The sequence below is a fragment of the Pseudomonas sp. P4_C4 genome, assembly GCF_056402055.1.
The window spans coordinates 1-21,192 of sequence record NZ_JBFUID010000053.1 but is presented as its reverse complement, the minus strand read 5'-3'; the positions used below and the strand labels follow the sequence as shown (position 1 = coordinate 21,192).

At 60.2% G+C, this 21,192-nt stretch carries 18 protein-coding genes, 1 rRNA gene and 2 pseudogenes; 9 read left to right on the top strand and 12 right to left on the bottom strand.

Annotated elements, in window-relative coordinates:
• Positions 1-44 precede the first annotated feature (44 nt).
• Positions 45-1,139 (bottom strand): D-alanine--D-alanine ligase, encoded by a 1,095-nt coding sequence (gene ddlA, locus AC1DXW_RS23765; protein ID WP_477756072.1) that lies wholly within the window; start codon positions 1,137-1,139, stop codon positions 45-47.
• A 165-nt stretch (positions 1,140-1,304) separates the two neighbouring features.
• On the opposite strand from ddlA, the gene AC1DXW_RS23760 reads away from it, so the two are divergent.
• Positions 1,305-2,114: an AraC family transcriptional regulator gene (locus AC1DXW_RS23760; protein WP_477756076.1), complete on the top strand. Its 810-nt coding sequence runs from the start codon at positions 1,305-1,307 to the stop codon at positions 2,112-2,114.
• 76 nt (positions 2,115-2,190) lie between these two features.
• Positions 2,191-2,559, top strand: coding sequence for a cupin domain-containing protein (locus AC1DXW_RS23755; protein WP_477756073.1), 369 nt, complete (start codon positions 2,191-2,193; stop codon positions 2,557-2,559).
• 12 nt (positions 2,560-2,571) lie between these two features.
• Here AC1DXW_RS23755 and AC1DXW_RS23750 read toward each other — a convergent pair whose 3' ends face one another.
• From AC1DXW_RS23750 to AC1DXW_RS23735, 4 genes and pseudogenes are all read right to left on the bottom strand, one after another.
• A complete protein-coding gene (locus tag AC1DXW_RS23750; RefSeq protein WP_477756074.1) occupies positions 2,572-3,171 on the bottom strand; it encodes a flavin reductase family protein in 600 nt (199 codons plus the stop codon).
• Positions 3,172-3,278: 107 nt separating this feature from the next.
• Positions 3,279-3,716, bottom strand: a pseudogene (locus tag AC1DXW_RS23745) (methyl-accepting chemotaxis protein); the annotation flags it as partial.
• 150 nt (positions 3,717-3,866) lie between these two features.
• Positions 3,867-4,505, bottom strand: a pseudogene (locus AC1DXW_RS23740) (PAS domain-containing protein); the annotation flags it as partial.
• 207 nt (positions 4,506-4,712) lie between these two features.
• Positions 4,713-6,026, bottom strand: coding sequence for an MFS transporter (locus AC1DXW_RS23735; RefSeq protein ID WP_477756610.1), 1,314 nt, complete (start codon positions 6,024-6,026; stop codon positions 4,713-4,715).
• Positions 6,027-6,227: 201 nt separating this feature from the next.
• Here AC1DXW_RS23735 and AC1DXW_RS23730 point away from each other — a divergent pair, with 201 nt between their 5' ends.
• The 3 genes from AC1DXW_RS23730 to AC1DXW_RS23720 all read left to right on the top strand — a co-directional run bounded on the left by AC1DXW_RS23730 (position 6,228) and on the right by AC1DXW_RS23720 (position 9,582).
• Complete coding sequence (locus AC1DXW_RS23730; RefSeq protein WP_477760532.1) at positions 6,228-7,646, top strand: short-chain fatty acid transporter; 1,419 nt, start codon at positions 6,228-6,230, stop codon at positions 7,644-7,646.
• Positions 7,647-7,739: 93 nt separating this feature from the next.
• Entirely contained in the window at positions 7,740-8,912 is a 1,173-nt protein-coding gene (locus AC1DXW_RS23725) for a hypothetical protein (RefSeq protein ID WP_477756699.1), read from the top strand.
• 145 nt (positions 8,913-9,057) lie between these two features.
• Entirely contained in the window at positions 9,058-9,582 is a 525-nt protein-coding gene (locus AC1DXW_RS23720; RefSeq protein ID WP_477760531.1) for an SET domain-containing protein, read from the top strand.
• Between the two features lie 6 nt (positions 9,583-9,588).
• Here AC1DXW_RS23720 and can read toward each other — a convergent pair whose 3' ends face one another.
• On the bottom strand, positions 9,589-10,233 hold the full coding sequence (can, locus tag AC1DXW_RS23715) for a carbonate dehydratase (protein WP_007978048.1): 645 nt from the start codon (positions 10,231-10,233) through the stop codon (positions 9,589-9,591).
• A 168-nt stretch (positions 10,234-10,401) separates the two neighbouring features.
• On the opposite strand from can, the gene AC1DXW_RS23710 reads away from it, so the two are divergent.
• Positions 10,402-10,806 (top strand): serine kinase/phosphatase, encoded by a 405-nt coding sequence (locus tag AC1DXW_RS23710; RefSeq protein WP_477757004.1) that lies wholly within the window; start codon positions 10,402-10,404, stop codon positions 10,804-10,806.
• An 11-nt stretch (positions 10,807-10,817) separates the two neighbouring features.
• Here AC1DXW_RS23710 and rimI read toward each other — a convergent pair whose 3' ends face one another.
• Both rimI and AC1DXW_RS23700 read right to left on the bottom strand, forming a co-directional pair.
• A complete protein-coding gene (gene rimI / locus AC1DXW_RS23705; protein ID WP_477757003.1) occupies positions 10,818-11,270 on the bottom strand; it encodes a ribosomal protein S18-alanine N-acetyltransferase in 453 nt (150 codons plus the stop codon).
• On the bottom strand, positions 11,263-12,009 hold the full coding sequence (locus AC1DXW_RS23700; protein ID WP_477760539.1) for an energy transducer TonB: 747 nt from the start codon (positions 12,007-12,009) through the stop codon (positions 11,263-11,265). Before AC1DXW_RS23700 ends, rimI begins: the two co-directional genes overlap by 8 nt.
• Positions 12,010-12,240: 231 nt before the next feature.
• Between AC1DXW_RS23700 and mksB the strand changes: the two genes are divergently transcribed.
• The 3 genes from mksB to mksF are packed head-to-tail and all read left to right on the top strand — an operon-like array spanning position 12,241 to position 17,058.
• Complete coding sequence (gene mksB / locus AC1DXW_RS23695; RefSeq protein WP_477760530.1) at positions 12,241-13,530, top strand: Mks condensin complex protein MksB; 1,290 nt, start codon at positions 12,241-12,243, stop codon at positions 13,528-13,530.
• Positions 13,520-14,221: an Mks condensin complex protein MksE gene (gene mksE, locus AC1DXW_RS23690; RefSeq protein WP_477760529.1), complete on the top strand. Its 702-nt coding sequence runs from the start codon at positions 13,520-13,522 to the stop codon at positions 14,219-14,221. Before mksB ends, mksE begins: the two co-directional genes overlap by 11 nt.
• Positions 14,218-17,058 (top strand): Mks condensin complex protein MksF, encoded by a 2,841-nt coding sequence (gene mksF / locus AC1DXW_RS23685; RefSeq protein ID WP_477760528.1) that lies wholly within the window; start codon positions 14,218-14,220, stop codon positions 17,056-17,058. The genes mksE and mksF overlap by 4 nt, the downstream gene beginning before the upstream one ends.
• Positions 17,059-17,247: 189 nt before the next feature.
• Here mksF and AC1DXW_RS23680 read toward each other — a convergent pair whose 3' ends face one another.
• The 4 genes from AC1DXW_RS23680 to rrf form a co-directional block, all read right to left on the bottom strand.
• Entirely contained in the window at positions 17,248-19,551 is a 2,304-nt protein-coding gene (locus AC1DXW_RS23680; protein WP_477760527.1) for a PqiB family protein, read from the bottom strand.
• A complete protein-coding gene (locus AC1DXW_RS23675; RefSeq protein ID WP_150728041.1) occupies positions 19,544-20,167 on the bottom strand; it encodes a paraquat-inducible protein A in 624 nt (207 codons plus the stop codon). Before AC1DXW_RS23675 ends, AC1DXW_RS23680 begins: the two co-directional genes overlap by 8 nt.
• Positions 20,154-20,813 carry a paraquat-inducible protein A gene (locus AC1DXW_RS23670; RefSeq protein ID WP_477756899.1) on the bottom strand — a complete coding sequence of 220 codons (660 nt, stop codon included), beginning with the start codon at positions 20,811-20,813 and terminating at the stop codon, positions 20,154-20,156. The genes AC1DXW_RS23675 and AC1DXW_RS23670 overlap by 14 nt, the downstream gene beginning before the upstream one ends.
• 147 nt (positions 20,814-20,960) lie before the next feature.
• Positions 20,961-21,076: ribosomal RNA gene (rrf, locus tag AC1DXW_RS23665) — 5S ribosomal RNA — on the bottom strand.
• Positions 21,077-21,192 lie beyond the last annotated feature (116 nt).

Genomic DNA, 21,192 nt, shown 5'->3' with positions numbered 1-21,192 from the left:
GTAGGCCCTTTTGTTTTATGAGCAAGCGAAAATCAGCCGCTCACTTATCGACTGATCTTCAACCCCTGCCGAACATGGTGCTTTTCCAGCGCCAGCTCGATCAGTCGCGTCACCAGTTCGCTGTAGGTCATGCCGGTGGCCTGCCACAGTTTCGGGTACATGCTGATGCGGGTGAAGCCGGGCAGCGAGTTGATTTCATTGATCAGCACTTCGCCGCTGTCGGTCAGGAACACGTCGACGCGGGCCAGGCCGGAGCAGCCCAGCACCTGGAATGCCTCGACGGCCAGGGCGCGAATGCGCTCGCTGGCCTCGACGCTGATATTGGCCGGCACCACCACTTCAGCCGCCGTGTCGTCGATGTATTTGCTGTCGTAGGAATAGAACCCGCTGCGCACCACGATCTCGCCGCAGCCACTGGCGATGGCGTCTTCATTGCCGAGCACCGCGCACTCAATCTCGCGGCCGCTGACGGCAGATTCGATCAACACCTTGGTATCGAAACTCAAGGCCAACGCCACCGCAGCAATGTACTCAGCCTCGTCGGTGACTTTGCTCACGCCCACGGAAGAGCCCTGATTCGCCGGCTTGACGAACAGCGGCAAACCGAGCCGGGACTGAACCTCGGCAAACCCGGTACCCGCGGCCGTGGCACGGGTCAATGTCACGAACGGCGTCACGGCCAGGCCGGCATCGCGCAGCAGGCGCTTGCTGATGTCCTTGTCCATGCAGACGGCCGAGCCGAGCACATCGGAGCCGACAAACGGCAGATCGGCCATGCGCAGCAAGCCTTGCAGGCAACCGTCTTCCCCGAGGGTGCCGTGGACAATCGGGAAGATCACATCGACGTGGCCGAGCAATTCCTGGCTGGAGGTTTCCACCAGTTGCTGGCTGGCTTTACCCGGCACCACAGCCAGTTCACGATTGGATTGATTAAGGGCGATCAGCGCCGGGTTTTCCTGGTTCAGCAAAAAATTCGAAGGGTCGTTGAGGTGCCAGTGGCCTTGTTTGTCGATGCCGATCAGCACCGGCTCGAAGCGTGAACGATCCAGCGCATCGACGATGTTTTTCGCCGACTGCAGCGACACCTCATGCTCGGCCGAACGGCCCCCGAAAATGATCCCCACGCGCAGCTTGCTCATGACCTGGCCTCATCCTGACAAATAAAAAACGACCTATAGAGAATGCGCCCCACAGTGCAGTATTTGCCCTTGGTTTTCTAGCGGACAAATCGCCTTCCGATCAGAAGACAGAGAACCGCTGACTGGGTTACCGTGTTGCGCATCAAGCTCAAGACAATCATCACCATGGCCAAGCGTCCGCCTCGCAATGACTGGTTCCATCGCGCGCCCGATGTCGGCGGGTTACAGCGTTTCGAGGCGTTTTTTGCCGGCCATGGCTACGACCTTCACCGCCACGACACCTATGCCATCGGCCACACCCTGGCCGGGGTGCAGAGTTTTCAATATCGCGGCGGCTGGCGTCACAGCCTGCCCGGCGCAACGATCGTGCTGCACCCGGACGAAGCCCACGATGGCGAGGCCGGCACAGAGTCCGGCTTCCAGTACCGGATGATGTACATCGAACCGGCGCTGATCCAGCAGATGCTCGGCGGGCAAGCGCTGCCATTCATCAAGACCGGGCTGTCGAACGATCCCCGCTTGTTCGCCGCCACGGGCGCGTTGCTGCGCAGCCTGGATTGCCCGCTCGATCCACTGGAAGAACAGGACGCGCTGTTCGATCTGGCGCAAGCCATGAGCACGGTTTCCGGTGCGCCGGGCAAACGCTCGGGTTTTGATTACGTGGCCGCGCAGCGTGCGCGGGAATACATCCACGGCGCTCTGGATCGCACCGTGACCCTGGATGAACTGGCGCAGCACAGTGGTCGGGATCGCTGGAGCCTGTCCCGGGATTTTCGCCTGTTGTTCGGCACCAGCCCCTACCGCTACCTGACCATGCGCCGCCTGGACATGGTCCGTGCGCTGCTGATTCAGGGTCAGAGCCTGGTCGGTGCCGCGCTGATCGCAGGCTTCACCGACCAGAGCCACATGACGCGGCAATTCGGCAAAACCTATGGCCTGTCACCGGCCCGCTGGATGAACATGCAGCGCCGTTGAGCCACGCACAATCGTACAAGAAGCGCGTTGAGTCGCTGGCTATCGTGGGTTCACCAATCACCGCGAGAGCTGTTTCATGAACACTTACGAAAGCCTGAACTTCGCTGAAAAAATCAGTCGGATCGATTCCCACTGGTCGCCCCGGGTCATCGCCGAAATGAACGACTACCAGTTCAAGGTGGTGAAGCTGCTGGGGGACTTTATCTGGCACGACCATCTCGATACCGACGAAACCTTCATCGTGCTCGAAGGCCGGCTGCGCATCGATTTTCGCGATGGCCACGTGCTGGTGAACGCCGGGGAAATGTACGTGGTGCCAAAAGGCGTCGAGCACAAGCCCTGTGCCGAGCAGGAGGTAAAACTCCTGCTGATCGAACCCAAGGGTGTACTGAACACCGGCAACGAAGGTGGTGAGCGCACAGCCGAGAATGATGTGTGGATATGAGCGCTGACCGGCTTACACCTGCAAGGTCTTGCCGTCCACCGGCTCGCCAATGGTCAGGAAGTGCCCGCCCGCCACGTGGTGCAAGGTGCGCAAGGCATCTTGCCCTTCGAAGTGCCAGCGCCCTTCGCTGAACACGCGCTCGTCAGCCTGGGCGGCAATCACTTCGGCCAGGAACAGATCGTACTGCTGGTGGTTGTTCGGCTCCGGCAACAGGCGACATTCCAGCCAGGCCACGCAGCCTTCGAGCATCGGCGCATCAACCGACTGACCGGTGAACGTCTGCAAGTCGTAGGTTTCAAACTTGTCGCGCCCCTGGCCCTGGGTCAACTCCAGGCCGGAGGTCGAACCGACGGTCTGCACAATGTCGGCCTGGGCAGCGCACGGGACGTTCAGCACAAAAGTGCCCGAAGCCTCCAGCAACTGGCGAGTCCAGGTGGACTTGTCCAGCACCACGGCAATTTTCGGTGGTTCGAAATCCAGCGGCATGGCCCAGGCTGCCGCCATGATATTGCGCCGGCCACCGTGGGCTGCGCTGACCAGCACGGTCGGGCCATGATTGAGCAGACGATAGGCCCTGGACAAGGGAACCGGACGGCGGTGGGAAGCGCTCATGGAAGTCTGCTCCTGGGGGAAAAGAGCCGATTGTAACGGGATAAAACACGCTGAAATGAAAAGATCGCCGATGGCGATCTTTTCAGGCTTCGGGCAAAACGCTGGACTCAACTCATCAGTTGATTGGCAAACTGCCCCACCGCATTGACCACTTTCTGCGCGCCGTCCTGGATCTCGACAATCACCGTACCCGCTTCCGCCGCCAGGGCCAGGCCCTGTTCGGCCTGGAGCTTGCCGTCGGTCATCAGCGCCACGGCGTTGCGCGCCATGTCCTGGTTCTGCCGCACCACGAGGACGATTTCGTCGGTGGCCTGGCTGGTGCGCGACGCCAGTTGCCGGACTTCATCCGCCACCACGGCAAAGCCCCTACCCTGCTCGCCTGCACGCGCCGCTTCGATGGCCGCGTTGAGCGCCAGCAGGTTGGTCTGCTCGGCAATGCCGCTGATGGTTTTGACGATGGTACCGATCACCAGCGACTGCTCGTTCAAGGCCTCGATGCCATCGCCAGCGGTTTGCATGTGCTTGGCCAGGTCACGCATCACGTCCACGGCCTGGGTCACCACGGCGTTACCGCGCTGGGCGCTTTGGTCGGTTTGCTGCGAGGTGCTGTAGGCGATGTTGGCGGCCTCGGCGACGGCTTGTTCCTGATTGACCTGATCGGTAATCACCGTGGCGAACTTCACCACCTTGTAGAGCCTGTTGTTGGCATCGGCCACTGGGTTGTAGGACGCCTCCAGCCAGACCGTACGACCGTGGCTGTCGACACGCTTGAAACGGTCGGTCACGTACTCGCCCGCGTTCAGGCGACGCCAGAAGTCCTGGTACTCGGCACTGTTGTACTCCTCCGGCAGACAGAAGGTGCGGTGATGTTTGCCTTTGATCTGCGCCAGGCTGTACCCCATGCCACTGAGGAAGCGGTCGTTGGCAGTCAGCACGTTGCCGTTGAGGTCGAATTCGATCACCGCCGTGGAGCGCACCAGTGCGCCGATCAGGTTCTCGTGCTCGCGGGAGGCCTCGATGGTGCGGGTCAGGTCGCTGGAGAAGATCGAAAAATACTTGATCCGCCCATCGGCCGAGCGCACCGGTTGCAGGATCGAACGCAACCAGGCTTCCTGGCCCGTACCGCGCAACAGGCGCACTGCGCCGGCGAAGTGCTCGCCACGGGTCAGCGCGTTTTTGAAACGCTGCTGGAATTCGTCGAACTTCACGTGATCCGGGACGAAGTCGTCGATGTGTCGGCCGATCAGGTCACCGCTCTTGTAGTGCATCTCGCCAAGGAAGTTCTGATTGACCGACTGAACCCGTCCATCGCTGTCGAGAGTCAGTACCAGCATCTCGCTTTCCAGACTTTCCTTCACTTGCTGGAGGCTGGAGAGTTCTTCACGAAGAGCCGACAGCTCCTGCTTCAAGCGTTTATTGAACATGGGAAAGCACCGATGGACGGGGGTAGAAAGCGATACGCAACCTAACCATCGGCCTTGGAAACATTTACTTAAGCGTGTTTCAGGCTTGTCCTGTAAAAATAGTTATGACGCGCACAATCAATGCGCGCCAGCAGTGGAACAGCCTGCGATTCTCGGCATCCGTGCACCGAAATAAGCCGCACTGCCCACGCCCACCGCGCCCATCACCGCACTGAACATCACGCAGATCCATGGACTCCATGGCATCAGACCGATCAACAACAGCGGTGTGACACTTGCCCATGCGGCGTAGGCAATGTTGTAGGTGAACGAGATTCCCGAGACGCGAATCCGCGCCGGGAACAGGCTGACCATCACCGATGGCACCGCGCCGACCACCCCGCAGGACAGCCCTGCCACGGCGTAGGCCAGGCCGAGCCAGTCGCCGCCCATGATCAGGCAGCCATACAGCACGCCGATGCCCAGCGGCAGCAGCAGGCTATAGAGCATCACCGTGCGCCAGGCGCCGATGCGGTCGACCAGCAGCCCGGCGAGCACGCAGCCGATGTTCAAGAACACGATGCCCAGTGCGCTCAAGGCGAAGGTATGGCTGGTGGTCATGCCAAAGGTTTTCTGCATCATGGTCGGGGTGATGACCACGAACACCACCACCGCCGAGGTCAGCACACAGGTGAGAATCATCGCCGGCAAAATGGCCAGGCGATGCTCGCGCAAGACCGTGCGCAGCGGCAGTTCGCCGGCCGCTTCGCGCTGCGCCTGCATGGCCATGAACACCGGGGTTTCGTTGAGCCAGCGACGCAGCCAGACGCCAATCACCCCAAACACGCCGCCGAGCAGGAACGGGTAACGCCAGGCGTAATCGAGGATTTCCTCCTGGGTGAATGCCTGCGCCAGAAAGGTCGCGGTCAATGCGCCGATAAGATAGCCGAAGGTCAGCCCCGCCTGCAGGAAACCCAGGGCATAGCCGCGATGGGCGATGGGCGCATGCTCGGCGACGAATACCCAGGCACTCGGCACTTCGCCCCCCACCGCCGCGCCCTGGAGGATGCGCAGGCCCAACAGCAGCAACGGAGCGAAATAACCGATTTGCGCGTAGGTCGGCATGATCCCGATCAGCAGGCAGGGCAACGCCATCATCAGGATGCTCAGGCTGAAGACTTTCTTGCGCCCCAGACGGTCGGCGAAGTGCGCCATCAGGATGCCGCCCAGCGGTCGCGCCAGGTAACCGGTGACGAAGATCCCGAAGCTTTGCAGCAGGCGCAGCCACTCGGGCATTTCCGGCGGGAAGAACAGCTGACTGAGGGTCAGGGCGAAAAACACGAAGATGATGAAGTCGTATATTTCCAGCGCCCCGCCGAGGGCGGCAAGCCCCAAGGTCTTGTAGTCCGAGCGGCTGAACGGCGCCGCGCGCGAATCGGTGTTGGCAGTCATGTAAAGAACTCTGGCACAGGCAAAAACCAAGGCGCCCATGGTCTACGCAAATGCACCGGCGGACAACCCGTTAGACCAAAGTCCCATAGCCACGAAACAGCCCCGCAAAAATCCTCGGCTTGAATTAATGTTGACGTCTGTCCAGACGGGCGGTTACTGCCCCGAAGACCACAACAAACATAAAAATCCGAGGTAACCCCCGTGGCCGCTGATATCGAAGATAGCCGCTCCGCCCGCTTTGCCCTGCGCTGCTCAAGTTTTGCCGAACGCTGGTTTCCTGACTCCTGGGTGTTTGCTGCCCTGGCGGTGATTATCGTGGCCTTGGCCACCATGGCGATGGGAGCCAAACCCACCGACGCCGCCATGGCCTTTGGTGATGGCTTCTGGAGCCTGATCCCCTTCACCATGCAGATGGCCTTCGTGGTGATCGGCGGTTATGTGGTCGCCAGTTCGCCGCCAGCGGTGAAACTGATCGACCGTCTGGCGAAGATCCCGAAAAACGGTCGCTCCGCCGTGGCCTGGGTCGCGCTGATCTCGATGGTCGCGTCGCTGCTGAACTGGGGCTTGTCCCTGGTGTTCGGCGGTTTGTTGGTGCGCGCCCTCGCCCGTCGTACCGATCTGAAAATGGACTATCGCGCCGCCGGTGCCGCCGCCTATCTGGGGCTTGGCGCGGTATGGGCCCTGGGCCTGTCGTCGTCCGCAGCACAATTGCAGGCCAACCCGGCGAGCCTGCCGCCGTCGATTCTATCGATCACCGGGGTGATTCCCTTCACCCAGACGATCTTTCTCTGGCAGTCCGGCGTGATGTTGCTGGCCTTGATCGTCATCTCGCTGATCATTGCCTACGCCACTGCCCCTGGCCCGAACTCGGCACGTGATGCCAAGGCCTGCGGTGTCGATCCGAGTTTCAACCTGCCACCGCTGCAACCACGCACCCGCCCCGGCGAATGGCTGGAATACAGCCCGCTGCTGATGATCCTGCTGGTGCTGCTGGCCGGTGGCTGGCTGTTCCACGAGTTCTCGACCAAACCGGCGATCAGTGCGATTTCCGGGCTGAACACCTACAACTTCCTGTTCATCATGCTCGGCGCCCTGTTGCACTGGCGTCCGCGCAGCTTTCTGGACGCCGTGGCCCGTGCGGTGCCGACCACTACCGGCGTGCTGATCCAGTTCCCGCTCTACGGTTCGATCGCGGCGCTGATGACCACGGTCAAGGGCGCCGATGCGCAGACCCTGGCCCATTACATCTCGACCTTTTTCGTCAGCATTGCCTCCCACGACACCTACGCGCTGCTGATGGGCGTGTATTCGGCGATTCTCGGCTTCTTCATCCCGTCCGGTGGCGGCAAGTGGATCATCGAAGCGCCGTACGTGATGCAAGTGGCCAATGACCTGAACTACCATCTGGGCTGGGCGGTGCAGATCTACAACGCCGCCGAAGCCCTGCCCAACCTGATCAACCCGTTCTACATGTTGCCGCTGCTGGGCGTGCTGGGGTTGAAAGCGCGGGACTTGATCGGCTTCTCGTTCGTGCAATTGCTGGTACATACGCCATTGGTGCTAGTGTTGTTATGGGCACTGGGGACGACGCTGGCGTATTTGCCGCCGGTAATGCCGTAACCATAAAAAGGGCCGATATTGATATCGGCCCTTTTTGTTCCGCCCTGTCTGTTTCAGTATCTGCTGGTCTTATACGCTGAAAAGGATCTGAGCATGTTCAAACTCGCGGCACTCACCCTCGCAGCCCTCACTCTGAGCACCACCGCCCACGCCGATGCCAACTTGAAACTGGGCACTACCGAACGCGTTACCCGCCTCTTCGCCTACCCCAACAATTGCAACGTGATCTGCTTTCGCAACTGGACGCTTGAGCAAACCGTCGAGCATTACCTGACCCAGAGCGTGCAGCGCGATGGCTACGGCGACGCGAAGGTTCTGGTCAAAACCGACAATGGTCAGCTCCACGCAGAAATCATCGGCGTGCCCAACGGCTATGAAAAACCTTTGGCAGCGCTGCTCGATGCCGGTGACCTGGCCTATAACGGCGCCAGCAAACTGAATGCCGATGGCAAGTGGGCGTACAGCTGGTATCTGTTCCTGCCGCTGGGCATGGCCCTGGAAAACCGCAAAAGCGTCGAACTGCTGCACTTCCCGCCAGACTATTCGCTGACCCAGGCCCAGGATTACCTGAGGTCCGCCACCACGGATCGCTGGGCCACGCTGCTCACCGCCAATGGCATCCCGGTCGAGCAGACGCCAGGCTTCCAGACCATTGTCGACATCGCCCCTATCGCCGCCCCATCCAACGCCGGCAAGGATCTGGAGGGCGTCTACAGCTACTTCAACGACTACCAGACCACCATGGTCAGGAACGTCAGCCTGCACGCCAGCGGTGAAACATTGCCAATGGTCGCCTTCGGCGCGCCGGTGCGTAACTGGATCCAGCAACAGTACGGGCCGACCGTGAACGTGCTGGGCCTGGCGACGATCAGCCCGAGTGACGGGGTGAAAGTGCGGGTGCTGGGTTCCAACCACCCGAGCTACATCTGGTACGCCGCCGATCCGGCGAACTATTCCGGCAATGATGCCAAGGCCAAGGCCGATGCAGCGGGCCTGAAAGTCATGGGCCAGGATTTGAGTGCCGCGTGCTGGCAGGCCGTCATGGGCCGCCAACCGGACAGTAATGCCGATGTCGAGCTGAAAACCTGCACGCAAACCTGGCAAGTGGCCGAGAAGGAAAAAACCTGCACGCTGTTCTACACCTCGATTCGCAACCTGACGCCCGGACAGGCGGCGGCCAAATGTTCGACTGCACCGGTCCAGCTGCAGCTCAAACAGCTCAAGGCGCCAGCGCCAGCCACTGCCCTGCCCGCTCCACCGCTGTAAACCGACTATCGGCAGTCCATCTGTCAGTTATGACAGTAGACCGCCCGCAATATCTGCGAGAGGCTTGGGCCGTACCCCATGTGCTGCGGCGCTGACAGGATCGTCAGCCAATGGAAGTCGCAGCACCCAGCCGACAAGGATCGTTATGAAAGCCAATGCACTGCGCAAGTCTCTCGCACCGCCGCCGCAGGGTGTTTACCCTTTTGCGGAGTTGCCCCTTCACCTCGGATTTCCATCCCTGGCCGATTTCGAGATTCTCTCGAACGACAAAGGCACGCCGATGGCCATAGCAGCGCTGCGCGAGTTTCCCCGCATCAGTCGAATCTGCAGGGTATCGGGGCATTTGCTGCCCTATCGCAGCCGACATACCCGCCAGCTGGCGCCCGATGTTCACGTCTATGACCCGCGCTTCTGCGGGCTGCTGTGCCACTCTTGCGACCCGAACGTGTTTCTGGACATGAGTGAGCTGTGGTTATGGGCGCTGAAGGACATTCAGAAAGGCGACTGGCTGTCGATGGATTACGCTGCGACGGAAGACAAGCTGCTGCGCCAGTTCGCCTGCCGCTGCGGTTCATACAACTGCCGGGGCTGGATCGCCGGCTACGATGAAGCGCCGAACGCCGACGGCCAGCTGTTTTTGCAACAGTGGCGTCGGCAAAGTCCGTGCTGAAGGGCTTTACAGGGGCTCGAACGGACGCAGGCGGTACTGCGGTGGCAGTTGCTCGAAACCGCTAATGGTCGCATTCAGGCTCTTCCAGCGGCCATCCTTGATGCCATAAATGCAGCCGTGGATCGACAGGCTCTGTCCGCGATGCCAGGCGTTTTGCACAATGCTGGTGTGACCGACGTTGGCCACCTGCTGGATCACGTTGAGCTCGCAAAGACGGTCGACCCGTTCTTCTTCGGTGGCCAGTTTGGCCAGTTCTTCGCGCTTTTCGTAATACAGGTCGCGAATCGAGCGCAGCCAGCCGTCGATCAGGCCGAACTGACGATCCTGCATCGAGGCGCGCACACCACCGCAGCCATAATGACCGGTGACGAGGATGTGTTTGACCTTGAGCACATCGACCGCGTACTGAATCACCGACAGGCAGTTGAGGTCGGTGTGCAGCACCACGTTGGCCACATTACGGTGTACGAACAGATCGCCCGGCAGCATGCCGACGATCTCGTTGGCCGGCACCCGGGCATCGGAACAACCGATCCACAGAAACTCGGGGGTCTGTTGGCGAGCCAGCTTGGCGAAGAAGTCAGGATCTTCCTCCTTGATCGCAGCGGCCCAACGCTCGTTGTTATCAATCAGATCTTGTAATTCGTTCATGCTTTGAAGCCTCAAGAATGATGCGCAGCTTTGACTGACAACCGTCCGTCGGGGTCACGCGCGAAATGCAGATGCTCTCCTGATCCGGAACACGGGGCTCCATGCCGGTGGAATTCTCGGTAGCCACGTAGGTCAACCGTAGTAAGGCCTACAGTATGAGGAATTACCATGAATGATTCACGACGTCCGTACGATGCGGTGCAACCGGAGCCCATCGATGACGACGAAGACCGCATAGGCTCGGTGCATGAACTGGATTTCGATGAAGAAGTGCCCAGCGCCAGAATCGGTGACGAACTGCCGGATGAGGAGCACGAGCAACTGATGCCTCGTCGGCGCGTACGTGAAGCAGGCCTTGCCGGCGCCTCGACCGGCGACCATCAACCTACCGACGATGACCTGAGCCCGGAAACCCTGATCCGTGAAGACGGCGCCCGGGATGCCCATGAGGCGGGCAATGATAGCCGCGCGGATTGGGACCTGAGCATCGTCGATGAGGACGATATTGGCGGTGGCAATGGTCTGGATGAGGCGGAATTGGCGCGGCGCGATCCTCTCGACAAAAAACGTTGAGCTCTACGGACTCAATCCACCAAAGTGCAGGCCATGACCACAGCATCTTCGCGCCCACCCACCGCCGGGTAGTAATCCCGGCGTCGGCCGATCTCGTTGAAACCATAACGCTCGTACAGCTTGAACGCCGCGGTATTGCTGTCGCGCACTTCCAGGAAACACTCCCGGGCGTCGGCCTTGTAGGCAATCGACATCAAATGCTCAAGCAATGTCAGCCCCAGGCCACGGCCCTGGTTTTCCGGCTTGACCGTAATGTTCAGCAGGTGCGCCTCGTCGAGGATCATCTGCACCACACCGTGGCCCACCTGTTGCTGACCTTCGAACATCAGCCAGATCTGATACTTGCCCAGGCCATCGAGGAAAATCCCGCGGGTCCAGGGATGGCTGTAGGCCGCGTATTCGATTTTCAGTACAGTTTCCAGGTCCGCCTCGGTCATCGGGCGAAACGATACAGCGTCACTCATTCGATTCTTTCCAGCGCGCCATCAGCCGACGCATGGCTTGCCAGACATCAGCCTTACGCTGTGGCTCTTCCATTAATAATTCCAGGCCCGGCACCGCCCAGGCCGAGCCCAGGCCTTCGATCTGCAACTCGCGATTGAACGCCTCGGCATCCGCTTCGCCGGCAAATCGCACCGCAGGCAGGCCGATCAGCCACAAGCAGGCGCAGGGCGTTTCTTCCATGCGCACCGAGAGGAAACCTTGCACGAAGTCTCGGGCCGCTTCCGGGCCCTGATCCATCGTGCCTCGCACCAACAGCGGCCAACGCACCGGCTCACCGACGATCTGCGGGCTGTCCGGCAGACCGGCGGCGCGCAACATGTCTTTGAGCAGCAGGTAAGCAGGATCACGGCTCTGGAAGGATTCGCCTGTGGGTAACTCCACCAGCAGCAGGCAACGCCCGGCCCGCAACAATTGCAGGGCGAAACGCGGGGGCGGCACGATCGGGGCCTTGACCACGACCGGCGCCTCTTCAGCCTCTTCCACCGGTTTGGCCCCGGTGCGCGTGCTTGCCAGCGATGGGCGCGGCACCTCGATCTTCGCCCGCTCGACCGGCTTGGCCACAGGCGCCACGGGCGTCTGGGCCACAACAGCGGGCACGACAGGCGCAACCACAATCGGCTCGGGGGTCTCCAGCAGCTCGGGCCGCGACGGTGCGGCAAAGGGCAATTCGGTGCGCGGCAGCCAGTTGACCACCTGCATGGCGGCCAGATAAGCGCGACGACGGGACTCGATAAGCAAAGGTCGGCCACTTGTGGATAACTAAAGTGCGCTGATTCTACCGCCGTTCGCTCAAGATCGCTTGCTGTTGATCGATAGCCTCGACCGATGCTCTTTATCGAAAGAATGCGACAGCCCGTCCCGAGATTGAATCGCATTGCCCCCGATGCAGTACAATCGCCGCTTTTAATCGCCAACCAGCCGGCCATTCCGATGATCGAACCCAAGCGCGTCTTGCGCGCCCTCGCTGAACACTGGGCACTTCTGGAGCCACTGTGCGAGCACTTCGACCAAGGCACCCTGAGCCTCAACGAATTGCGTTCACAGTTGGCCGCCCAGCAACTCGACAGTACGCCGCAGGACATCACCAGCCTGCTCGACGTGTGGATTCGCCTCGACATCCTGGTTCCCGTGGCCAAAAGCCCGAACCGTTTCGAGCTCAATGCGCAGATTCACGACTTCCTCGCCTATCTGCGCCGTGAACACCGCCTGGGCCTGTGCCTGGAAATCGAAGCCTACCTGCGCCACCTCGAGCGTCTGGCCGGTTATATCCAGGACGCGTTCGATATCCGCGACGGCAATGACCTGGCCCGCCAGTTGCGCCTGCTCGACATGCGGGTTCGCGACGTACTGAAAAAACTCGATAACGACGAACAGGCACTGGTGGCCGTCGCCGAACGGGCGAAAACCAGCGATCGGCAAATACCGTTGCGCCAGCGTTACGCTGAAGTGCTGGCGACCTGGGACGAATACGTCGAGCCGATGATTGATCTGGTGAACGCCGACGGCGCCTTCGAACAAGGCGTGCGCAAGGTCGAAACCGTCCTGCTGAAGATGCTCAGCGAACAGCAGCGCCTCGGCCACCTGGTCGACGACGACATGCTGCTGCGCACCCACGCACGCATCCTCGAAATGCAGACCAGCGCCCAACTGACCCTGCGTCATGCCCGCGAACTGCTGCTGCCGTTGCGTGAAGAAGCGCGCCGACACAACGCCGTGACCCGTGGCGCGGCACTGGCCCTGTCGATGATCCGCCGCAAAGGCATCGACGCCGTGCCACAAGCGGCCATGCCGATGTTCACTCGCCCGCAAAGCACCTTCCTTGGCAGTGCCAGTCAGGTCGAAGCCTACGTTTATGCGTTGGCCCGCTTCGAACCGAAACCGGCACGTTTCCCCAAGGCTCACAAGACCCAGAAAGGCGAAGCGCCACGGGCACCACGCACCGTTCGGGAAATGCTCGAACGCTGCGAAGACGCCTTGCCGATGCCGGACCTGATGACCTGGCTGCTGGAGCAGGAACCTGACGGCGCCACCGACGAATTGCTGTACTGGTTCTCGCGCCTGTCGCGGGAAAAACGCTTCACGCGCGAGCGTCTGGAGCGTCGCGAATACCATACCCACGAGCATCAGGTCAGCCTGCGCTCCTTCGCCCTGCTCTCGGTCAGCGATGCCACCGAGAATTCTGCGAGCACCCTCTATGGAAGTACTTCGCATGCAACTTGATCTTTCCGAACTGTCCCAGCTGGCGCCGATCTTTCGCGAGCTGTTCAAGGGTTATCACGTCAGCCGCCGCGATCCGGAGCTGTACGCACAGTTGTCGAACTTCCAGGACCAGTACCGCACGCTGTTCAAGGCCCTGGGTTTTGAACTGATCTGCGACACCCGCGGCTTCTACTACTTCGTGCCGGACCTCGCGGCGGCGGCGGTGAACAAGACTGCCCAGCGTCTGGCGCTGTTCACTTTCATCCTCGTCGAGCACCTGGCCGATCAGGGTCGCGACCCGATCGCCGTGCTCGACGGCGGCAGCCTCGGTCGCGATGAGCTGCCGTCGTTGCTGGAAAAGTACCGCGACCTGTTCATTCAGGCCGAAGTGCAGACCCAGGACGAGCTGGAAGAAAAGATCATGCGACGCATGACCCAACTCGGTTTCGCCAGCGAAGAAAACGGTGTCTACCGCTTCCTGCCGCCGATGCACCGCTTCCTCGATGTGTGCCTGTCGGTGCAACAGGACCGCGATCTGGCCGCCAGTCTGCACAGCGTCCTGCCGTTGCCGGTGCCGGTGCTGATCGACGAAGACAGCGACGAAAAACTGCTGCAGACCGACGACCCGCTCGACCTCGCAGAATTTGAAGACGAAAGCGAAGAAGACGCACTGGCCCGCGCCATTGCCGAAGAACAGGAGCTCGACGCATGAGCAAGGAACGTTACGGCATCCGCCGCTTTGCCCTTTTGAACACCGCCGGCTACAGCCTCGGCCTGTTCCCGCTGGAAGAACCGCTGTCGGTGTACGGCGCGAACAACCTCGGTAAATCCGCCTCGATCAACGCCTTGCAGTTCCCGATCCTGGCGCGCATGTCGGACATGAGCTTCGGCAAGTACAGCCTGGAGCAGTCCCGGCGCTTCTACTTCGCCTCGGACACCAGCTACATCCTGGTGGAAGTCAACCTGCCCCACGGTCCCCACGTGATCGGTGTGGTCGGTCGCGGCCCGGGCGGCGGTTTCGGTCACCAGTTCTTTGCCTACGCCGGCAAACTGGACCTGGCCCACTATCAGAAAAACGACACCTGCCTGCGTCAGAAAGAACTCTTCACCAACCTTGAACGCGAAGGCCTGAAAGCCTACGAACTCAAGCCGGACGAACTGCGCCGTTTGCTGGTCGGTGGCCACACATCGATCCCGCTGGACCTGACGCTGATTCCGCTGCGCTCCACCAGCGAGCAGAGCCTGAAGACCTTCCGCGCGCTGTTCATCAACCTGCTGCACATGCGCGAAATCACTGCGGCAAAGCTCAAGCAACTGTTCCTCGATGCCTTCGAACACAGCCTGCGCTCCGGTAGCGTCGATTACATTGCCGCGTGCGAAGAAGCGTTCCGCGATGTACGACGCATGGAGCAGGACTACAACTCGCTGGTCGCCGCCGGCCCGCTGGTCGAAGCCCTGGCCAACGGCGTGAAGCAACGCGACATCCTGCGCGGCAAACTGCACCGGATCTCGCCGTTGCTCGACTCCCTGCTCGGCACCTGGTCGGACTACGCCAGTGCGCGCAAGGAAGAGCTGAGCATTCAGGCCGAGCACTACCGCAATGAGCAGGACGCCCTGCAAAACGACCAGCGCGGCGGCACTCAGGAACTGATGCGCCTGGAGCGGGAAATCACCGGCATCCAGCGCTGGCTCGGCGAACTGTCGGTGCTCAAGCATCGCTTTGCCCTGATCGATGACGTCAAGGTGCTGGAACAGCAACTGCTGGCCGCCAAGGACGCCCACGACGAACTGGCCGGCGCATTGGCGCAATCCCGCCAGTTCAGCGCCGAAGACCTTGACGAACGCCTGCGCGACCTGGAAAAACGCCTGAAGTCGGTCAGGCAGCAACTCGATCACGCCGATAACAACAGCTACGCCCGTCTGCGTGAAGAATTCTCGCAGCAAGACGTCGAGCGCCTGATGCGCCTGTTCAACAGCGCACTGTTCAGCCTGCCGCTGGGTGAACACGGCATCACCCTCGACGACGACGGCGAGTGGGTCAAATCCGTGGAGCTGATCCTCGACGGTTTCAAAGGTGAACGCTTCGAAGTGCCGGGGCTGTCCATCGACATCTCGCACATCGAACCTCCGGCATTGCAGGCCCTGGCTGACCGCGCGGCATTGCGCGATCAGAAAGAGCGCCTGGAAAAAGAACTCAAGCAACTGAAAACCCAGCAAGCCGTGGCCGCCGACCGCGCCGCGAGCAAGACCCAGACCGAAGCGCTGTACCAGCAAGTGCTGGATGCACAGAAGGCCCTGGAAGATTTCCGTCGCGCGCAAACCCTGAGCGCCGAAGAAGGCGACAAGCTTGAGCAACTGGCGCAGATGGAAGCCGCGCAAGACGAATTGAAGCGCTCCAGCGATGCCTTCACCGAGCGTGTCCAGCAACTGTCGGCCAAGCTGCAACTGGTCGGTCGGCAGATCGGTGACATGGAAGCCAAGCAACGCACCCTCGACGACGCTCTGCGCCGCCGTCAGTTGCTGCCAGCGGACCTGCCGTTCGGCACACCGTTCATGGACCCGATCGACGACTCCATGGACAACCTGCTGCCGCTGCTCAATGACTATCAGGACAGCTGGCAAGGTCTGCTGCGGGCTGACGGCCAGATCGAAGCGCTGTACGCTCAGGTGCGCCTCAAGGGTGTGGCCAAGTTTGACAGCGAAGACGATATGGAGCGTCGCCTGCAACTGTTGATCAACGCCTATGCGCACCGTGCCGATGAAGCCCTGACCCTGGGCAAGGCTCGTCGTGCCGCCGTGACGGACATCGCCCGGACCCTGCGCAACATCCGCAGCGACTACGACAGCCTCGAACACCAGCTGGCACTGTTCAACCGCGAGATCAACAAACGCCAGGTCTCCAACCTGCAAAGCTTCCGTATCGTGCTCGCGCCGAACAAGGAAGCGCTCAAGCACATCGACCAGATCATCCACAGCGCCGGCCAGTACGAGGAAGGCGAAACCCTGTCGGTGTTCGATCTGAGCCAGAGTGCGGAACAGGACAACAAGAACGAAGAGGCCAAGGAATACCTGGCGCGGCTGGTGGCGGCGAACCACAACCAGCTCGGCCTCAAGGACTTGTTCGAACTGGCGTTCGAGATCACCAAGGTCAACGGTCAACCGGTGATCCACACCGACATCGACGGCGCCGCCTCCAACGGCACCACCATGACCATCAAGGCGCTGACCAACATGTACTTGTTGCTGCACTTGATGGACCGTGACCAGGCCGGTCGCGTGCGCCTGCCGTACTACCTCGACGAGGCAGCGGACATCGATGAGAAGAACCAGGCCGCGTTGCTGGAAACCAGCCTGCAACTGGGCTTCGTGCCGATTCTGGCGAGCGTGAAACCGCAGGTCTGCGCCAGTGTCGCCATCGACCTGGAAGGCGGCAGCGGCCCGGCCGGCATCTACATCGATGAGGCGGACTGGAAGTACATCCGTCGTCATGATCAGGTGAAGGCGACGGTCAACGAAGAAGCGGATGAACCGGAGCTGGATGCGGTCTGAGGCTTGAATCGAAGGCAATGAAAAAGGCCGCGGTCCAATGGATCGCGGCCTTTTTTGTGGGCATTCAAACTATTCAGTAGTCTTGAACCCCATCGCGAGCAGGCTCGCTCCCACATTAGATCGGTGTTGAACACAATCCAGTGTGGGAGCGAGCCTGCTCGCGATGGGGACAGCACTACCGCCAACAGGTTACTTGCCGAGCGATATCTTCGGCGCCCAACCCAGCCATTCCTCTTCAAACTTGTCGAACAGCGCGAACGTCTGCTCCGGTTGCGCCGGGCCGCCCATGCGCTCACCGTCCGGTGTGGCAAAGGCGACACCGCCCTGAATCATCGTCTCCAGGGATTCAGTGCGCACCGTTGCGCCTTTGAACAGGCCGACATCGAAGTCGAAACCGCTGGTGTTCCAGAACCGCGTGCCGCTGCGTACCAGTGGCGCGTACTTCGGCTCGATCAGGATATGGATCAGGACACGATCAGCGGTCTGGCCCAGTTCATAACCCGTCACCTTGCCCACTGTGATTTCGCGATACGTCACTGGTACACCAGCCTTCAGCGAACCGCGACGGGCTGCGCTCAGCACCAGACTCAATCCCGCTTCCTGCTTGGCAGTTTCGGGCGCGACGGCCAAAGCGACAAAGCTCTTCTGCGGTCCCAGGTTCTTCGGTGCCGGTTGCACCTCGATGTATTGCCCGGTCACCAGGGTTTCGAGGTTGGACGTCTTGATCAGGCCCAGCTCAGGCTTGACCACCCAGAACTGACTGCCGACTCGGGCGATGCGCTCCGGCACTTCGGTAATCCGTGCGGTCAGCAGCACCGATTGCAGGTCGTCACTCAGGTCAACGTCCTCGATCTTGCCGACATCCAGGCCCTTGAAGCGAATCGGAGTGCCGGTACGCAAGCCATCAGCGCGATCGAGCTTGAGCGTGATGACTTCGCCTTTCTGCGTAGCATCTTCATGGTTCGCGAACAGACGGAAACGTGGAATACGCTTCTGCAATGGGGCTTTGTCTTGCGGGGTCTCGAAGGCAATGCCGCCGGCCATCAAGCTCTGCAACGACTCGCTTTTAACCTGGACCCCGCCGGTCAGCCCGCCCGTGAGGGTGATGCCACTGGCGTTCCAGAAGCGCGTCGAGGCGTTGACCAGACCTTCGTATTCCTTCTCGATGTGCACACCAATGATCAGTTGTTTCTTGGTGCGAGAGAACTGATAGCTCTGTACGGAGCCGACTTTGACCTGCTTGTAGAGTACCGGGCTGCCGACTTCCAGCGAGCCGAGATTTTCCGTGAACAACACCAAATGCAGGCCAGGTGCGCGCAGATCCAGCGGCGGCGCCTTGGCCCGTGCCGCAAACTCCCGTTGTGGCGCCGAACCCTTGTCGCCAGGCCGCACAGCGATGTAGTTGCCTTTGACCAACGCCTCGAGACCGGTAATCCCCGCCAGGGAAATCGACGGTTTGACCACCCAGAATTGGGTGCCTTCGACCAGGTAATCTTCGGCCAATGGGTCCATCGTCAATTCGGCGGTGGCCCCGGACAGGTCAGGATCGACCTTCAGCGCCTTGAGATTGCCGACCTGAATGCCTTTGTACATCACCGGCGTACGACCGGCCTGCAAGCCTTCGAAGTCGCTGAGCTTGACCTTGACCCGGATACCGGCCGCCGCTGCATCGAAGTCCTCATAGAGTCTGAACGGCAGGCTCGGGTCGGTAGGCGGGCTGTCCTTGCGGTTTTCCGGGGTAGCGAACGCAATACCGCCGGCGACGATGCTGGCCAGGGACTCGCTGCGAACCTTCACCCCCGACAGATTGGCGTCGATGCTGATGCCGCTGGCGTTCCAGAAACGTGTGTGTTTGCGCACCAGTTTTGCGTAAGTCGGCTCAATGAAAACCTTGAGCTCGACGGTGTTCTGGTCCTCGGACAACACATAGCTTTTGATCTGCCCCACTTTGATCTGTTTGTAGAACACCGGACTGCCACGGTTCAGCGAACCCAGACGGTCAGCCTTGATGGTCAAGTGCAGACCGGGCTGGGCATCCGAGAGCGGCGGTTCCTGGGCCAGGGCCTTGAACTTGCGGACGGGCTCGCCTTCCCCCGGGCTGATGGCGACATAGTTACCCGAAACCAGCGTCTCAAGACCGGTGATCCCCGCCAGCGTCACGCTCGGCTTGACCAGCCAGAAACGTGTGCTGGTGCGCAGGTATGGCTCTACGTCCTTGTTCATCTCGATGCTGGCAATAACCCCCTTGGAACTGCCCTCATCATCGAGCTTGAGGCTTTTGACCTTGCCGACTGACATGCCTTTATAGACCACTTCGGTCTTGTTGGCCTGAATGCCTTCGCCACTCTCAAAACGCACCTGAATCTCGATGCCGGTCTCGTTATAGGCACGCCAGCCGAGCCAGCCGCCAATGATCAAGGCGATCAGGGGCAGCACCCAAATGGCAGACCAGTTCGAGGCCGGTCGGGTTTTCGCTACAGGCAAATCAGTCATGGTCGTCGTCCGACTCCGTGTTATCCCAAATCAGTCGGGGATCGAAAGTTACTGCGGCAAGCATCGTCAGAATCACCACAGTGGCGAAGGCGATGGCGCCAGGATTGGCTTCGATGCTGGCAAGCCGCCCAAAATTCACGACCGCCACGAGAATGGCGATCACAAAGATATCGAGCATCGACCAGCGGCCGATGAATTCAATGAAACGGTACATCCAGATACGCTGGCGAGCTGAAAGGGGCTGACGACGCTGCACGGAAAACAGCAATAAACCAATGCCCACCAGCTTGAAGGTGGGCACCAGGATACTGGCGATAAACACCACGGCCGCAATGGGAAACATGCCGTAGTGCACCAACTCGATGACACCCGCCATGATTGTGCTGGGCGCACCTTTGCCCAAAGAGTTCACGGTCATGATTGGCAACAAATTGGCCGGTATGTAAAGAATGGCGGCGGTAATCAGCAATGCCCAGGTGCGCACCAGGCTATTCGGGCTGCGGGCATGCACCAGCGCTCCGCAGCGTGTACAGACTTGCTCATCGGTATCAGCTTCCTGCCTGTTCAATTCATGACATTCCTTGCAAATCAGAATGCCTGCATCAATCGCCCGCATGGGCATCCTCTCCTGATAACGCTTGCCAGATCTGGTGAGGCGACATTACGACCTCCAGCCAGACTTGGATCAGCAATAAACCAATGAAGCACGCCAGGCCGAGGCCTACGGTGATGGTTGCCATATCTGCCAGTTTTACGATCGCCACCAGTACGCCCATGAAGTAAACCTCGAGCATCCCCCATTCGCGTATATGGTGATAAATGCGATAGAGCAACAAGCCGTAGCTGCGTCCGACATCAAAACGGATACTCAACAATACGGCCAGTTGGCATAGCAGCTTGAGTAGCGGAACTCCCATGCTGCACAGGAACACCACCACTGAAACACTTTGCATGCCTGTGTCAAAAAGGGCGACAACACCGCTCCAGACAGTGTCTTGCGAAGACTGCCCGAGTAGATTGAGCTGCATGATGGGTAAAAAGTTCGCCGGAATAAACAACAACAAGGCGGCGATGACCAAGGCGAGACTGCGCTGTACGACGTTGTACCGATTGGCATAAAGCTCGTAGCCACAGCGCGGGCACAGGGCTTTTTCGCCGTGGGCGAGTTCGGGTTTACGCATGAGCAAGTCACACTCATGGCAGGCAACCAGATTTTCTAGTGGTAATTCTGACAGCTCTTTGGCGTCAACCGAATCTGGCATAAGCGCTCTGACTCTGAAAAAGTTGAACCTATTCTAGTGTCCCGGGATAAAAATAACTGCGCCAATTTGTGCTTGATTGATCGTGCTTTTTCTACGCCAAAAACAAAACCCCTACCTGCATACGCAGATAGGGGTTTCGGAATTTAATCTTGACGATGACCTACTCTCACATGGGGAAACCCCACACTACCATCGGCGATGCATCGTTTCACTGCTGAGTTCGGGATGGGATCAGGTGGTTCCAATGCTCTATGGTCGTCAAGAAATTCGGGTACCGAGTCGTGGCCAGCTGGCCGCGCTTCAGCAAATTGGGTAGGTGATAGCTTTCGGTGTTTTGTGAGCGTCGAACTTTCGGTTCATTGCGTCTTCACACACCGCA

Excerpts from the sequence above, each read along its gene's own strand:
- ddlA (WP_477756072.1), bottom strand. The coding sequence starts at position 1,139 with ATGAGCAAGCTGCGCGTGGGGATCATTTTCGGGGGCCGTTCGGCCGAG.
- AC1DXW_RS23760 (WP_477756076.1), top strand. The coding sequence starts at position 1,305 with ATGGCCAAGCGTCCGCCTCGCAATGACTGGTTCCATCGCGCGCCCGAT.
- AC1DXW_RS23755 (WP_477756073.1), top strand. The coding sequence starts at position 2,191 with ATGAACACTTACGAAAGCCTGAACTTCGCTGAAAAAATCAGTCGGATC.
- AC1DXW_RS23750 (WP_477756074.1), bottom strand. The coding sequence starts at position 3,171 with ATGAGCGCTTCCCACCGCCGTCCGGTTCCCTTGTCCAGGGCCTATCGT.
- AC1DXW_RS23735 (WP_477756610.1), bottom strand. The coding sequence starts at position 6,026 with ATGACTGCCAACACCGATTCGCGCGCGGCGCCGTTCAGCCGCTCGGAC.
- AC1DXW_RS23725 (WP_477756699.1), top strand. The coding sequence starts at position 7,740 with ATGTTCAAACTCGCGGCACTCACCCTCGCAGCCCTCACTCTGAGCACC.
- AC1DXW_RS23720 (WP_477760531.1), top strand. The coding sequence starts at position 9,058 with ATGAAAGCCAATGCACTGCGCAAGTCTCTCGCACCGCCGCCGCAGGGT.
- can (WP_007978048.1), bottom strand. The coding sequence starts at position 10,233 with ATGAACGAATTACAAGATCTGATTGATAACAACGAGCGTTGGGCCGCT.
- AC1DXW_RS23710 (WP_477757004.1), top strand. The coding sequence starts at position 10,402 with ATGAATGATTCACGACGTCCGTACGATGCGGTGCAACCGGAGCCCATC.
- rimI (WP_477757003.1), bottom strand. The coding sequence starts at position 11,270 with ATGAGTGACGCTGTATCGTTTCGCCCGATGACCGAGGCGGACCTGGAA.
- AC1DXW_RS23700 (WP_477760539.1), bottom strand. The coding sequence starts at position 12,009 with ATGCAGGTGGTCAACTGGCTGCCGCGCACCGAATTGCCCTTTGCCGCA.
- mksB (WP_477760530.1), top strand. The coding sequence starts at position 12,241 with ATGATCGAACCCAAGCGCGTCTTGCGCGCCCTCGCTGAACACTGGGCA.
- mksE (WP_477760529.1), top strand. The coding sequence starts at position 13,520 with ATGCAACTTGATCTTTCCGAACTGTCCCAGCTGGCGCCGATCTTTCGC.
- mksF (WP_477760528.1), top strand. The coding sequence starts at position 14,218 with ATGAGCAAGGAACGTTACGGCATCCGCCGCTTTGCCCTTTTGAACACC.
- AC1DXW_RS23680 (WP_477760527.1), bottom strand. The coding sequence starts at position 19,551 with ATGACTGATTTGCCTGTAGCGAAAACCCGACCGGCCTCGAACTGGTCT.
- AC1DXW_RS23675 (WP_150728041.1), bottom strand. The coding sequence starts at position 20,167 with ATGCGGGCGATTGATGCAGGCATTCTGATTTGCAAGGAATGTCATGAA.
- AC1DXW_RS23670 (WP_477756899.1), bottom strand. The coding sequence starts at position 20,813 with ATGCCAGATTCGGTTGACGCCAAAGAGCTGTCAGAATTACCACTAGAA.